The sequence below is a fragment of the Demequina sediminicola genome, from assembly GCF_000975055.1.
In the GTDB taxonomy this organism is placed as follows: domain Bacteria; phylum Actinomycetota; class Actinomycetes; order Actinomycetales; family Demequinaceae; genus Demequina; species Demequina sediminicola.
The window spans coordinates 748,058-761,832 of sequence record NZ_BBRB01000001.1; the positions used below are offsets into that span (position 1 = coordinate 748,058).

The 13,775-nt window shown below is 62.9% G+C and carries 11 protein-coding genes; 6 read left to right on the top strand and 5 right to left on the bottom strand.

Annotated elements, in window-relative coordinates; all coding sequences use genetic code 11:
- Window positions 1-7: 7 nt before the first annotated feature.
- On the bottom strand, window positions 8-2,308 hold the full coding sequence (locus AOP79_RS03540) for a transglycosylase domain-containing protein (RefSeq protein WP_161794216.1): 2,301 nt from the start codon (window positions 2,306-2,308) through the stop codon (window positions 8-10).
- 223 nt (window positions 2,309-2,531) lie between these two features.
- Here AOP79_RS03540 and AOP79_RS03545 point away from each other — a divergent pair, with 223 nt between their 5' ends.
- Together AOP79_RS03545 and AOP79_RS03550 are read left to right on the top strand one after the other, a co-directional pair.
- Window positions 2,532-3,125 carry a PadR family transcriptional regulator gene (locus tag AOP79_RS03545; protein WP_062070469.1) on the top strand — a complete coding sequence of 198 codons (594 nt, stop codon included), beginning with the start codon at window positions 2,532-2,534 and terminating at the stop codon, window positions 3,123-3,125.
- Between the two features lie 11 nt (window positions 3,126-3,136).
- A complete protein-coding gene (locus AOP79_RS03550) occupies window positions 3,137-4,228 on the top strand; it encodes an inositol-3-phosphate synthase (protein ID WP_062070470.1) in 1,092 nt (363 codons plus the stop codon).
- A gap of 214 nt (window positions 4,229-4,442) precedes the next feature.
- Here AOP79_RS03550 and AOP79_RS03555 read toward each other — a convergent pair whose 3' ends face one another.
- Window positions 4,443-5,114, bottom strand: a complete 672-nt coding sequence (locus tag AOP79_RS03555; protein ID WP_062070471.1) for an SDR family oxidoreductase — start codon at window positions 5,112-5,114, stop codon at window positions 4,443-4,445.
- Between the two features lie 130 nt (window positions 5,115-5,244).
- Window positions 5,245-5,655 (bottom strand): DUF805 domain-containing protein, encoded by a 411-nt coding sequence (locus tag AOP79_RS03560; RefSeq protein WP_062070473.1) that lies wholly within the window; start codon window positions 5,653-5,655, stop codon window positions 5,245-5,247.
- Window positions 5,656-5,709: 54 nt separating this feature from the next.
- Here AOP79_RS03560 and AOP79_RS03565 point away from each other — a divergent pair, with 54 nt between their 5' ends.
- Window positions 5,710-7,017, top strand: a complete 1,308-nt coding sequence (locus AOP79_RS03565) for an MFS transporter (protein WP_236683201.1) — start codon at window positions 5,710-5,712, stop codon at window positions 7,015-7,017.
- Between the two features lie 85 nt (window positions 7,018-7,102).
- Here the strand turns inward: AOP79_RS03565 and AOP79_RS03570 are convergent, their stop codons facing one another.
- Window positions 7,103-7,702, bottom strand: a complete 600-nt coding sequence (locus AOP79_RS03570) for a DUF805 domain-containing protein (protein WP_062070475.1) — start codon at window positions 7,700-7,702, stop codon at window positions 7,103-7,105.
- Window positions 7,703-7,849: 147 nt separating this feature from the next.
- A complete protein-coding gene (locus AOP79_RS03575; protein ID WP_062070477.1) occupies window positions 7,850-9,301 on the bottom strand; it encodes a CCA tRNA nucleotidyltransferase in 1,452 nt (483 codons plus the stop codon).
- Between the two features lie 86 nt (window positions 9,302-9,387).
- On the opposite strand from AOP79_RS03575, the gene AOP79_RS03580 reads away from it, so the two are divergent.
- The 3 genes from AOP79_RS03580 to murJ are packed head-to-tail and all read left to right on the top strand — an operon-like array spanning window position 9,388 to window position 13,761.
- A complete protein-coding gene (locus AOP79_RS03580) occupies window positions 9,388-9,933 on the top strand; it encodes an NUDIX hydrolase (protein ID WP_082093319.1) in 546 nt (181 codons plus the stop codon).
- Window positions 9,930-12,056 carry a DUF6049 family protein gene (locus tag AOP79_RS03585; RefSeq protein WP_062070481.1) on the top strand — a complete coding sequence of 709 codons (2,127 nt, stop codon included), beginning with the start codon at window positions 9,930-9,932 and terminating at the stop codon, window positions 12,054-12,056. Before AOP79_RS03580 ends, AOP79_RS03585 begins: the two co-directional genes overlap by 4 nt.
- Window positions 12,049-13,761, top strand: a complete 1,713-nt coding sequence (gene murJ / locus AOP79_RS03590; protein ID WP_062070483.1) for a murein biosynthesis integral membrane protein MurJ — start codon at window positions 12,049-12,051, stop codon at window positions 13,759-13,761. Before AOP79_RS03585 ends, murJ begins: the two co-directional genes overlap by 8 nt.
- Window positions 13,762-13,775: the final 14 nt, after the last annotated feature.

Here is a 13,775-nt window from a genome sequence, read left to right on the forward strand (position 1 = left end):
AGGTCCCCTACGGTGCGGGCGACGGTGCGCCCGAAACATCTGGCGCTGGCGACAACGTCGGTGTTGGGGTGGGCGTGGGAGTCGGCTTCGGTGGGTCCACGGTCTCCGTGGGCGTGGGTACCGGGTCCGGCTCTGACGTCTCGGTGGGCGTCGGGGTCGGCGTAGGCGTTGGGGTCGGCGACGGCGAGGTCGTCGGCTCCAGCAACTGGTCAGTTCCTACGTTCGCGCGTGCAGGGAACTCTTCCACCGGGTAGTCCTCGAGGATTGGGCCCATCATCCAGGTCCACACGGATGCGGGGACAGATCCACCAGTGATCTCGCTATACCCACCAAAGGTGGTGATGCTCTCCGTGGAGCCGTCTTCACCCACTTGGTACATCGACACCGCGCCCACAATCTGTGGCGAGAAGCCCACGAACCATGCGGACTTGTTGTCGTTCGATGTTCCGGTCTTACCTGCGAGGGGTCGGCCAAGTTCTGACGCGGTGATTCCCGATCCACCATTCACGACCTGCTGCATCGCGTAGGTGGTGTCCGCCATGACGTCCTCTTCGAAGACGCGCTGACTGTCAACCTCGTGGCTGTAGACAGTCTCGCCGTCGCGTGCGACCAGCGACGCGACAATGTAGGGATCCGTGCTCAGTCCGCCGGTGGCGAAGGTCGAGTATGCGGACGCCATGTCGATGTTGCGCGGAGATGCTGTTCCGAGGACGTTCGAGGCGTTTGCTTCGAGGCCCAGGGTGTCTTCGGGAAGACCGGCGGTGATTGCGGTGTCCATCACGGTCTGTGGGCCGATGTCCTGTGACAGGCCCACATAGGCCGTGTTGATGGACTGCTCGGTTGCTTCGACGAGGTCGACTACGCCGTAGCTGATGCCGCCGAAGTTGCGCACGGGGTCCTCGAACCCGGGGAACTCCATGTCGTTGTTGCCCAGGTACTGCGATTCGAGCGAGATACCGCGCTCGAGAGCCCCCACCAACGCGAAGGGCTTGAAGGTCGAGCCTGCTTGGGCGACGTCTTGCGTGACGGAGTTGCGCTGGCGTTCAAGGTAGTCCGCGCCGCCGTACATCGAGGTGATGGCGCCGGTGTCTGCTTCGATGGTGCTTGCTGCGACCTGCAGGTTGTCTGCGTGGTCGTCGGGCATCTGTGCCACGGCTTCCTCGGCGGCCTCTTGGTGGTCCGCGATGATTGTCGTGGTGATGTGATAGCCCTGCGACTCCACCTCGTCCCGGCTAATCCCTGTCGCTGCGGCTACCTCATCGAGTGCAGTTTGAATGATGTAGCCCTGTGGCCCACCAAAGACGTCTTCGCGCGCATAAGCGACTGGCTCGGGGAACACCCTTTGATCGTCGCGCTCGTCCTGGGTGATGAACTCGGCGTCGACCATGCCGTCGAGGACATAGTTCCAGCGGACCTCTGCTTGATCGTGGTCAACTGCCGGGTCCCAGGCACTTGGTGCGGGGACGAGGCCGGCGAGCATCGCGGCTTCGGACAGCGTTAACTCGGAAGCGTGCTTGTCGTAGTACTCGCGAGTGGCGGCCTCAATACCGTAGGCACCGCGGCCTAGGTAGATGGTGTTGAGGTAGTTCTCAAGGATCTCGTCCTTGGACTGTTGCGAGTCGATCTTCAGCGCGAGCAGCGTTTCCTTGATCTTGCCTGGAATCGAGGTGGTGGTTTCGCCCACGTAGTAGCGCTCGACGTACTGCTGAGTGATGGAGGATCCACCGCGAGGCTTGTCGAGCACGACGGTGTCCCACAGTGCCTTCACCATTCCGGGGATGTTGATTCCCGAGTTGGTGTAGAAGGTGCGGTCTTCGGCAGCCACGAAGGCGTCCGGAACATACTCGGGAAGGGTGTCAATCGCCACGGACTCGCGGTCGGCGACTCCTAGGCGGGCCATTTCTGTCTCGCCGTCTGCGTAGTAGAAGACGGATGATTCGGCCTGAGCGAAGTCGTCAGGCTCGGGTACTTCGAGGCGTGTGTAGACAATCACGACTGCAACGATGCCGATGATGGTGATGGCGAGCAGGGCAATCAGCATCCACAGCAGGATGCGCTTGACCCAGCCCTTCCAGCCGCGTGGTTCTTTCTCGTCGTCGGAGCCACCTGAGCCGCCCTTGCCGCCGCCTGAGCCACCCACGGACTTCGCGGCGGGTACTGGCTGCACGCCGGTAGCCCCCCATTCGGCCGTGGTGGGCTTTGACTTGGGCGCGGATGTCGCATTGACGCCCGTCGAGGATCGGGTCGGCTGCGCGCCGGTAGGCACGCGCGTCGACCTGCGCTGCGGTGTTTTCGAAGTGTCGCTCACGATAGTTACCCTAGGAAAGTTTCTGGGTTGTGCGGTGGTTGCCGCGCGCACAGGGCCGGTGCCTGTGCCCCCAATGACGTCTTCAACGCTTGACGACCCAGTTTTGTGACCTATGCGTGCAATTCTCCACAGTACCGTGATCTTCGTTTCCGATGTATCGCGGCGATACAACGCTCTGCTATGGTCGAGTTTTGGGCACATCTCTCGAGCGAGGAAGGCACTCATGGCAAAGACTGACGTTCTGTCACTTGCCATCCTTGGCATGCTCGCTGAGCAGCCGCTGCACGGATACCAGATCCGTAAGCGCCTGAGCGGCGAGCTTGGACCGTTCCGTGCCCTGAGTTACGGGTCGCTGTACCCCTGCCTGAAGCGCATGGTCGCCTCGGGCTACATCGCCGCCGATGACTCCAACAGCACCGATGTCACACGGCCCGGTGGTTCCAAGCGCTCGCGCATCGCGTACCAATTGACGGACGCCGGAACTGACCGGCTGGCGCGCGAACTCGCCTCTTCCGGAGCATCATCGTGGGACGACGAAGCCTTCGATGTGCGCTTCTCGCTCTTTGGGAAAACCGACTCCGAGACTCGGTTGCGCATTTTGGAAGGGCGCCGCACTCGGCTAGCCGAGCGCCTCGAAGATGTTGCTGAGGGCCTTGCGCGACAGCGCGATCGCCTGGACGCCTACACCGCTGAACTCCAGCGACACGGCCTTGAACGCGTTGAGCGCGAGGTCGAGTGGCTGGACAAGCTTATTGAAGACGAACGTTCCGCAACCCGCGGGACCGATCACCACACCGCTTCCGCGGGAGACAAGTAAAAGGAGAAATCATGGCTTCACTTCGCGTTGCCATTGTGGGCGTAGGAAACTGCGCCACGTCGCTCATTCAGGGCGTCGAGTTCTACAAGAACACGCCGGCCGACGAGTCGGTTCCGGGCCTCATGCACGTCCAGTTCGGTGACTATCACATCTCCGACATCGAGTTTGTGGCCGCGTTCGATGTGGACTCCCTCAAGGTTGGCAAGGAGCTCGTCGAGGCTACCGAGTCCTCCGAGAACAACACCATCAAGATCTGCGATGTCCCCAAGACTGACATCCAGGTTCAGCGCGGTGTCACCCTCGACGGTCTGGGCAAGTACTACAGGGAGACCGTCGTCGAATCCGACGAGACTCCCGTGGACATCGTTCAGGCCCTGAAGGACGCCGAAGCCGACGTTCTGGTGTGCTACCTCCCCGTTGGCTCGGAAGAAGCTGCCAAGCACTACGCACAGTGCGCCATCGACGCCGGCGTGGCGTTCGTCAACGCGCTGCCTGTGTTCATCGCCTCGGACCCCGTGTGGGCAAAGAAGTTTGAGGACGCTGGCCTTCCCATCGTCGGCGACGACATCAAGTCGCAGGTGGGCGCCACCATCACGCACCGTGTGATGGCCAAGCTCTTCGAACAGCGCGGCGTGGTCCTCGACCGCACTTACCAGCTGAACGTCGGCGGCAACATGGACTTCAAGAACATGCTCGAGCGCGAGCGCCTGGAGTCCAAGAAGATCTCGAAGACGCAGGCCGTCACGTCGAACCTGACTGGCCCCCTGGCTGGCATCAAGGACGGCCGCGACGTGCACATCGGCCCTTCGGACTACGTTGCGTGGCTCGATGACCGCAAGTGGGCTTACGTCCGCCTCGAAGGCCGCGCCTTTGGTGAGGTGCCCTTGAACCTTGAGTACAAGCTCGAGGTCTGGGACTCCCCCAACTCGGCGGGAATCATCATTGACGCGATCCGCGCAGCCAAGATCGCTAAGGACCGTGGCGTGGGTGGCCCGATCCTCTCCGCATCGACGTACTTCATGAAGTCGCCTCCGGTGCAGATGGAAGACACCCAGGGTCGCGCACAGCTCGAGGCGTTCATCGCCGGCGACCTGGAGCGCTAAGCCCACAGCTCTGACGCACAGTTAAGCCCGGGTCACTCGTGTGGTGGTGACCCGGGCTTCGCTGTCTCTCAGCACTCAGCACCCTCACCGCCTTCTGCGCTCCCACCTTGTGCGCTCCCGCCCTGTGCGAAATGGCTCCATTTCGCTGTCTTGGTGCCCCATAACAGCGAAATGGAGCCATTTGGCGGGGGGGGTTAGTTGGCGGGGGTTGGGGTTAGTTGTCGGTGGCGGCCTGAAGCGCTCGCAGGACCGGCGTATCGCCGGCAACAAGTTCCCACTGACGGCCGATGGTGGAGTCCTGATCGAGGCAATCCGCCACCGCGTGCGCCACATCGGCACGCGGAATGGTGCTGCGTTCAACGGTCTCGGCGACCTGGATCAATCCCGTGGGGACATCGTCGGTCAGCCCGCCTGGGCGAATGATCGTCCAATCCAGGTCCGAATCGCGCAGCGCGGCATCAGCATCCCGCTTCGCTTCGACATACGCCTTCCACACGGGCTCAACATCATCGGGCAATGGGTTGTCAACGCCAATCGCGGAGATCTGCACTAGACGCTGAGCACCCGCCTGCTGGGCCCCTGCAATGGACTTCAGCGAACCCTCGAGGTCAACGGTGCGCTTACGTTCGATGTTGCCGTCAGCGCCACCGCCCGCCGCAAACACCACGGCGTCACAGTCCTTGAAGACGTCGGCAAAGTCACCGTTCGTAGAGTCCTCGATGTCCAGCCGGACCGGCGTCGCTCCCAATGAGGCGAGGGCGATCAAGTGCTCTTCCTTACGAGCCGTTGCGACGACCGTGTGCCCGCGGGAGTTAAGGATCGGGATGAGGCGGCGGGCGATCTTGCCGTGGCCGCCCACAATGGCAATGCGTTGTGGAGTAGTCATCCCTCCACTGTGTCATCTACGCCAGCACCCCGCACTGGTCTTGGCAAGACTGACGTTCGCGCGGCGTGAACACGCCACTGGCATCGGGTCACACCACGCCGGATCACCCGGCGCCGCACAGTCGGTCGAGTTAGGCGGCTAGGCGCGGATCCTCGCCGTACCGGTTCTCCCCGGTGGTGCCGGGAAGCGCGCACAACACGAGGGGCACGATGCCTAGGCCGATGAACACCAGCCATGTGAAGTGCCCACTCAGCCCTCTGTCATGCAGACGGCGCACCATTGCGGTGAGGAGGGGGACGGCGAGCGCCATCGTCACGATCACGAGGAGCCCAAAGCCCACGTAGAACAGAATCCAGTTCATCTCGTCAGAAGAATCCACGGCGGGGAACGCAGCGTTCATCAGGATCACACTCGTGAGGTGCAGTGGAATCACCACCAACTGCACGAGAAGGAAGAACCACCAAAATTCTGCACGACGAGCACGCCCCAGTGGTGTGGCGTACTTCTCCATGCAAGCAACGGCAGCCTCAGCAAAACTCATAAGGCCCCTATTGTCTCGCACCGCAACACCTCCCCAGCACCCTAGGCTTGCGACATGTCTTTGGTGAGCGACGTCAAGGGCCTGTGGCACCTTCCAGGCTTCCGGCGATTGACCTATGCGCGACTGCTCTCCCAAGGCGGCGACGGAATGTTCCAAGTGGGAATCGCGGCGGCATTCTTTTTTGACCCCACAACGGCAGCCACCCCCGAGGCGATCGCTGCGGGCTTCGCCATTCTGCTGGCCCCCTTCACCATCGTTGGCCCCTTCGTCGGCCCCCTCATTGATAGGTGGCAACGCCAACGCATTCTGCTGGTGGGCAATCTGATTCGCCTGGCACTCGTGGTCCTCATCTGTGTGGCGCTCGCCGCGAACTGGCCCACATGGACTCTGTATGTCCTCGCACTACTGGCGCTGTCGGTCAACCGCTTCTTGCTTGCCGCCATGACCGCTGGTCTGCCGCGCATCGTTCCGGCGGACGACCTCCTCGCCGCAAACTCCGTGCTTCCTACGTTGGGCACTATTGCCGCGGCCATCGGAGGTGCTCTGGGTGGCATCGTGACGTTCTTTGCTCCGGGAGCGAGCGACGTGGGCCTCGCGTTCACTGCGCTCTTGTCCGCAGCGGTCGCGTTTGGGTTGGCATCGTGGGCGGCCACACTGATTGGCCGCACGGACCTCGGCCCGGAACATCCGCTGGAGAAGTTGCAGCTCGGCGCACAGGTCAAAGCACTTAGTCGTGAACTCGCCGACGGCGTGCGTTATCTCTATGCCCGCCGCACCCCATTCCACGCGCTCGGAGTGATGTCGGCACAGCGCCTGCTGTACGGAATGCTCTTTGTGGCATCTATCTTGATTTCGCGTCACGCCCTTGGCGACCCCGACCGTCCCGAACAGGCACTCGGCGCCTTCACCATTGTGCTGGCCTTTGCCGCTGTGGGGTTTGGGCTCGCTGCCGTGCTGACTCCGACCATCGGCGCCCGCGTCGAACGGCAAACGTGGATCCTGATCTGCCTCGGGATCGGCGCACTTGCGCAGTTGATCTTGGTGGTGTCCGTGGAGCCGTGGGCCTTGCTCACGTCTGCCGTGATCGTGAGCTTTGCGGTGCAGGGCGCCAAGATCGCGGTGGACACCATCGTGCAACGCGACACGTCCGATGATTATCGGGGCCGGGCCTTCACGCTGTATGACATGGCTTTCAACGTTGCGTTCATCGGCTCAGCGGTAGTCGCAGGGCTGACGTTGCCCGACAGCGGCTATTCCCGCACCGTGATGGGCGTCGTGATGGTCCTGTACGTCATGGTGGGCTTGATCTACGCACGGGCGCCGCGCACGCCGCGACCTGTGCCAGCGCCGTCGTCGGCATAGCACCCATGAGCGAGAACCGATGCACTAGAACCGATGCACTAGAACCGATGCGCTAGAGCCCACGCGCACACGAGCGCGCGGCGACCTACTGGCGCTCGTCGGGTGCTGCGACAGGATCGGCGGCACCCGGACGCGGCGGCTTCAACCTGTCGAGCGGATCCACCTCACCACTCACCTCGCGGGCGAGCTGCCGGAGCCGGTCCCCCTCAGGCGTGCGCCGCACCGCAGGGCGGTAGCGCTCGTCGAGGGACGGGTCGCCAAACCGGTTCGTTCCCGGAAACGATGCGGAGAGTGCCATGACCAGCGGAACCAAAAACAGCCAGCCAAAGATCCAGCCGCTGAGACCAAGGAGTCCGGCGATGGGGCTGGAGAGCCCAAGAACTGCCCACCACCCCGATCTGTTCATATCCCGTAGGCGCCGCGACATGACGGCATACGTGGGAAGTGCCATCGAAAGCGAGAAAACTGCGCCGACCACCAAGACGGTCAACACGGCATTCTGGGCATCCTCCACCGTCGCGTTAGCCTCGAGCGACGCCCCGGCAAGAGCTCCTCCACCGAAGAGGATCGCCAGCAAGAGCACCAGGACAATGCCGTTGAACCACCAAAACTCGGCTCGGCTCGCGCGGCCTGTGAAGGTCGCGTACTGCCGAAGGCATCGTTTGACTGCAGTGATTGGTCCCATGTTTCCCCCCATTTGTCATGTCCGTGCGACGTGACACTTCGCCGCTCAGTAATGAAACGTCGCCGGAAGCCTACCAGCGTTCAGTTCATGGGTGGCGGCTCACGCCTGCCGCACAGAATGCTGTACTGCACTCACCCTCGTACGCGGTCAGGACTGCTGACTCCACCACTGGCGGAGTTCAGCCTCAGCGCGTTCCCGGCCGAGCGGTCCATGCTCCATGCGTAGTTCCAGCAGGAACTTGTAGGCCAGGCCGACGTCACGTCCAGGGCCGATGCCCAAGATCTCCATGACGTCGTTGCCATCGAGGTCGGGGCGGATCGAGTCGATCTCTTCCTGTTCGCGCAGTTCAGCAATTCGGTGTTCGAGGTCGTCGTATGCAAACGAGAGGCGGTCGGCTTTGCGGCGGTTGCGGGTGGTGACGTCGGCGCGCGTCAGGCGGTGGAGCCGTTCAAGCTGGTCTCCCGCATCGGTGACGTAGCGGCGCACGGCGGAGTCTGACCATCGGGCGTCTGCGTAGCCGTGGAACCGCAGGTGCAACTCCACTAGGTGCGAGACGGCCTTAATGGTGTCCTTGTCGAAGCGCAGTGCTTTGAGCCGTTTGCGTGTCATCTTTGCGCCCACGACCTCGTGGTGGTGGAAACTCACACCGCCACCTGCTTCGAGGCGTTTGGTCGGTGGCTTCCCGACGTCATGCATGAGCGCTGCCAAACGCAAAATGAGGTCAGGTCCTGGCACGGCGCCGTCGACATCGGTCTCGAGGTCGATGGCCTGCTCGAGCACAGTCAGGGTGTGCTCGTAGACGTCTTTGTGGTGGTGATGCTCGTCTACTTCGAGTTTGAGGGCGGGGAGTTCGGGGAGGACGTGGTCTGCGAGTTGGGCGTCCACCAGAGCAGCCAGGCCGATGCGTGGGTGGGCTCCCAGCATCAGCTTGCACCATTCGTCGCGAACCCTCTCGGCAGAGACGAGCGTGATTTTCTCCGCCAGGCGCGACATTGCGGCGAAGGTTGCTGGCTCGATGTCGAAGCCCAGTTGGGAAGCGAACCTCGCTCCGCGCATCATGCGGAGGGGGTCGTCGGAGAAGGAGACGTCGGGTTCGATGGGAGTGCGCAGAAGCCCTCCCGCGAGATCCTCCAGACCACCGTGAAGATCCACGAACTCCTTGGCGGGTAGGCGGACCGCCATTGCGTTGACGGTGAAGTCGCGGCGCGCAAGGTCTCCTTCGAGGGCATCTCCAAAGGCGACTACGGGCTTACGTGTGATGCCGTCATATTCGTCTTTGCGGAAGGTGGTGATTTCTACCATCAGTCCTGCACGTCGGCCACCGATGGTGCCGAAGGCTCGGCCCACATCCCACGTCGCGGAGGTCCACGTCCGCAGAATCTTCTCGGTCTCGTCGGGACGCGCGGAGGTGGCGAAGTCCATGTCAGCACTGGAGCGGCCAAGGAACGCATCGCGTACTGGCCCCCCGACCAGTGCAAACTCGTGACCCGCCGCGTCGAATCGAGCGGCCAAGTCCATGACCTCTTCAGGCAGTGCGTCCCACAGGACCTGAGAACGTTGCTGCAGGACATCGAGGGATACAGGCTGGGGAGAAGTCACGGGTCTATGTTCCCAGATCACGTCTGGGACGGCTTCACTTCCGCGAGTTTGCCTCAGGTACGCGCTGGCCTCGTTAGAGTTGGCGCATGCCCCGTCCACCTGTGCCACACCCCATACCGGCGCCACCGCCGCCTGGTGGTGCGTCTATGCGGCAACGCAAGGACAGTGCTGCACAGCGTGCCTCTCACCTTCCCGTCTCAAACGAGACCTCCGCTGGCGGCATCGTCGTGAAGGTCGACGATGGCACGGCCGTCGTCGCGTGCATCGGCCGTCGCAACCGTGCAGGACGGCTTGAATGGTGCCTCCCCAAGGGGCATATTGAGGGTGAAGAAACTCCGCAAGAGGCCGCGATCCGCGAGGTTGCTGAGGAGACGGGTGTGGATGCCGAGATCATCCAACCCATCGGCGTGATCGACTACTGGTTTACCGGCGACGACCGCCGTGTCCACAAGGTCGTGCACCACTACCTCATGGAGTACAAGGGGGGCGTCATTACGACGGAAAACGACCCCGACCATGAAGCGGAAGTCGCAGAGTGGATCGCAGTCGCAGATTTGCGGCAGCGCTTGGCCTATCCCAACGAGCGAAAGATGGCTCAGGCGGCCATCCGGTTGCTCCGTCCTGAGCAGTGAGCGCGCGCGTCTGGAGCGCTGCTGTCCTCGCGATCGCAGCGATGACCGCAGCGTCGGCAGCCACAGCAGCACCGGTGGCACAGAACGCTGCCACGACACCGGTGCCCCCAGCGCCTACCGTCGCTACCGAAATTTCGGGACTTACCGCCACCCTGGTCGACTTCAGTGCATCCTCTGACCGGGCATCGGCCCTCAGCGCCCAGGTGCGCGCCACCAACGGTTCCGTGAACGAGATCACCGGCGCTTCCGTGGTGGTATCAACCACGGCACAACCCCTCGGCTCGAGTGCGGAGCTTGCCGCCTTCCTCGAGGATCCCAGTGCGTTCTCCGTCGTGGAGCAAGCGCGAGATCCAGAACTCGTGGTGCCAGACGAAGAAGAACCGCAAACGGACGATGCTGGGAGTGAGGACGAGGGCGGGGACGCCGCAGAGGAAGTTCCGGTCGGGCGCACGCTCAGCCCTCGTCAAAGCACTACCTTCATGGTCACTGGAGACGACGTCGACCTCGGCTCCGCCGCCGGGGTGTACGGCATGACAGTTGCCGTTGTCTCCGATCAAGGGACGTCGCAGGTCGACGCGGTGGCGTTCACGTGGACGGAAGGCGACATCCCGGCCCTCAAGACGGGCTTCTTGGCGTCGACCAGCACCGACACCATTACGACAGGCCAGATTGTCTCTGCCATCGAGGACAGTTCAGCATCACTCGCGGTCGACCCGACCACACTCACGAACCCCATGGTGTTTGACGCGAACCTCTTCGAACGCGACACCTGGTGGCTACCCTCCGGCAATCCAGACATCACGTCCCTCGCCCACGCCGAAGACCCCCGCCTCCTGTCCTTCGCTCTCCAACGAACGCCAGCATCGTCCCTCGCGTCCTCCCTCGACCCAGGATGGATCGCGCCCGTTCCGGTCGTCGACCAGTCAACCGCAACACTCGCCCACAATGCCGGTGCTCAAGCGCTGCTGGTTTCACACGACACTGCGGAGATCGAGACGCTGCGAGCGGATGCTGGAGACCTTCCCGTGGCGACGGTCCCCATTGGCGATGACTCCATCCCGGTCCTGATCCCCAGTGCGGGTCTCACGGAAGCAATCGAGTCATACCGGCCAGGGACGGTTGCGCAGTGGAGTCGAGTCGTTGCCGAGTCGGCGCTCCTCGCATTGGACGGCAACCCCTCCGCCCTTGTCGCACCCGGGTCTAGGTGGCAGACATCCACGTCGACCCCCACACTCATCGAGGACTTCGAGGAACTTCCCTGGACGACGCCCACCGGATTGACGGACATCCTCGGTGAGGCAGCACCACGCTCCCTCTCCGTTCCTGCCACCGCGGGTGAAGAGTCCGATGCTCCTGCGGACTATGTGGCTGCGCTCGGAGACGAGTTGGACCCACTCGCCACCCTCGCAACCGCCACGACGATGCCGCAGGACGCGTACGACGCATGGGGGTCAGTCCTCACTGACGCCGTGCGACTCTCCGCTCGCCTCACACCTGACGCGCACACGAGCCTGACGAACGCCGCACTGTCAGACACCGCGACCACACTGAACTCAGTGTCGATCGCTTCAGGGTCCGACCTCAACTTGCTGTCAGAGGACGGCGAAGTACCCCTCACCGTCAACAACGAGCTTGACTGGGATGTGGCCGTCAGCGTGGTCCTGGCCTCAAACTCCCCCAACCTGACGGTGCTGGACTCCCCTACGGTTGAAGTTCCTGCCGGTGAGACTCGCCAAGCGCTCGTTCACGTCTCCGCTGTGTCCTACGCCAATGTGGACATGACCGCCCATCTTGAGTCACCCGACGGCGTCGCACTGACCGACGATCAGCAGTTCTCCATCCGTGTCCGCGCCGACTGGGGCACCGCAGCAACTCTCGTTTTCACCGGTCTTCTGGTGCTGCTCTTGATTGCGGGAATCATCCGCACCATCCGCCGTGGCCGCAAGGACACCCGCACCGACGCCGCTCCGCAGACGGGGGACGTCGAGATCGAGAACGACTCAGAGGAAGCGTCCGAACGCGGCGCAGACTCGTCAGGTACCGCAGAGCCTGACGCTGAGAGCGCGTCACGTGAGGACACTAGTGCCGATGATGGCCACAAGGGCCAGGTGTCCCGTGACTAGCGTCGACCCCGCAGAACCGGACGAGACCGGTGACGCTGACGCCATGCCAGCACCTCCACGCAAGTCACTCAGCCGCAACTCCGCGGTCATGGTCGCCGGCACCGCGACATCTCGTGGACTTGGCTTTGCCCGAAACGCCCTGCTAGTCGCGGCCATCGGAGCGACATCCGTAGCGGCGAACGCATACGACATCGCGAACCGGCTGCCCAACGTCATGTTCGCGATCCTTGCAGCCGGAGTCCTCAACGCCGTGCTGGTGCCACAAATGGTGAAGGCGTTCGCTCGCCCTGGGGGAAAGCGGACCGTGGACCGCATCCTGACCATCGGCGGCGTGCTCTCCCTCGCCATCACCATCATCGCGACCTTGAGCGCCCAGTTGTGGGTCCACCTGTACACCCACAACTGGCCTCCAGAAATGGTGGCGTTGGCCACCGCCTTCTCCTACTGGTGCATTCCGCAGCTGTTTTTCTACTGCGTGTACACCCTGCTTGGCGAAGTCCTCAACTCGCGCGAGCAGTTCGGTCCCTTCATGTGGGCGCCCGCACTCAATAACGTGGTCGCCATCATTGGACTTGGCATCTACCTGTGGGTGTTTGGTCCCTTCATCGAGCCAGCCTCCACAGCTGAAGACCTCGCCAACATCTCCGACTGGACCCCCGACAGAATTGCGCTGCTCGCGGGCTTCGCCACACTCGGAATCGCGGCTCAAGCGCTCATCCTCATCGTTCCCATGGTCCGCGGCGGATATCGCTGGCGTTGGCAATGGAAAGGCCCCAAGGGCGAACTTGCCGTCGTGGGCACCATCGCAAAGTGGTCCCTCGCAGCGGTCCTCGTGGAGCAGGTGGCCGTCACCCTCGTGACCCGCGTCAGCGCTGCCGCCGCCGTCGCCGCCAGCCCCGACATCGTCGCCAGCAACGCGGCATATTTTCAAGCGATGTCGCTGTACATGGTGCCGCATTCACTCGTCACGGTGTCCCTCATCACTGCGATGTACACCGGCATGGCTAGATTCGCCGTCACCGGCAACATCCCCGCCTTGCGAGCAGGAACGTCCCGCGGCCTCCGAGTCACGGGAGTGTTCACCATCTTTGCCACGATCGCGATGCTGGTGTTGGCGCCCCTCATCACGCGTGCAGCGATCCCCACCGTCAGTGGCGACGACGTGATTGCGATCTCCCAAGTGCTGATGGTGATGATGCTGGGGCTGGTTCCCTTGGGCGCCACCGTGATGATCAAACGGCTGTACTTTGCGCTTGAGGAAGCGCGCGCCATCTTCCTCATGCACATTCCAATGGCACTGGTATGGATCGCGACTGCCTACGCCTTCCAACTCTTCACGGATCCCCGCTGGTGGACGGTAGGTGTCGCGTTCGGCATGGCGCTCAGCAACTGGACCGGCGTCCTCTTGCGCGTTGGCGGCTTACGCAGGCGCCTCGGCGGTGGCGGTGGCGCACGGGTGTTGCGCACCCATGTGCGTGCACTTGTTGCTGGACTCGTTGCCGGGGTCGTGGGGCTCGTCGCAGTGCGATTCGCGCCTGCCGCAGAGTCCCTGAGCGGATGGGGCGGACTCTTCACGGCTGTCGCATGCGTGATCATTATTGGCTCGGTGATGTTGGCGGTCTACGCTGCGATGCTCAAACTTCTTCACGTCAGCGAGTTCGATGAGGCTGTTGCACCACTGATGCGCAAAATCCGCCGCAACTAACGCCGCCCGCGTTC

Coding starts and splice junctions, on each gene's coding strand:
- AOP79_RS03545 (WP_062070469.1), top strand. CDS start 2,532: ATGGCAAAGACTGACGTTCTGTCACTTGCCATCCTTGGCATGCTCGCT.
- AOP79_RS03550 (WP_062070470.1), top strand. CDS start 3,137: ATGGCTTCACTTCGCGTTGCCATTGTGGGCGTAGGAAACTGCGCCACG.
- AOP79_RS03555 (WP_062070471.1), bottom strand. CDS start 5,114: ATGACTACTCCACAACGCATTGCCATTGTGGGCGGCCACGGCAAGATC.
- AOP79_RS03560 (WP_062070473.1), bottom strand. CDS start 5,655: ATGAGTTTTGCTGAGGCTGCCGTTGCTTGCATGGAGAAGTACGCCACA.
- AOP79_RS03565 (WP_236683201.1), top strand. CDS start 5,710: ATGTCTTTGGTGAGCGACGTCAAGGGCCTGTGGCACCTTCCAGGCTTC.
- AOP79_RS03570 (WP_062070475.1), bottom strand. CDS start 7,702: ATGGGACCAATCACTGCAGTCAAACGATGCCTTCGGCAGTACGCGACC.
- AOP79_RS03580 (WP_082093319.1), top strand. CDS start 9,388: ATGCCCCGTCCACCTGTGCCACACCCCATACCGGCGCCACCGCCGCCT.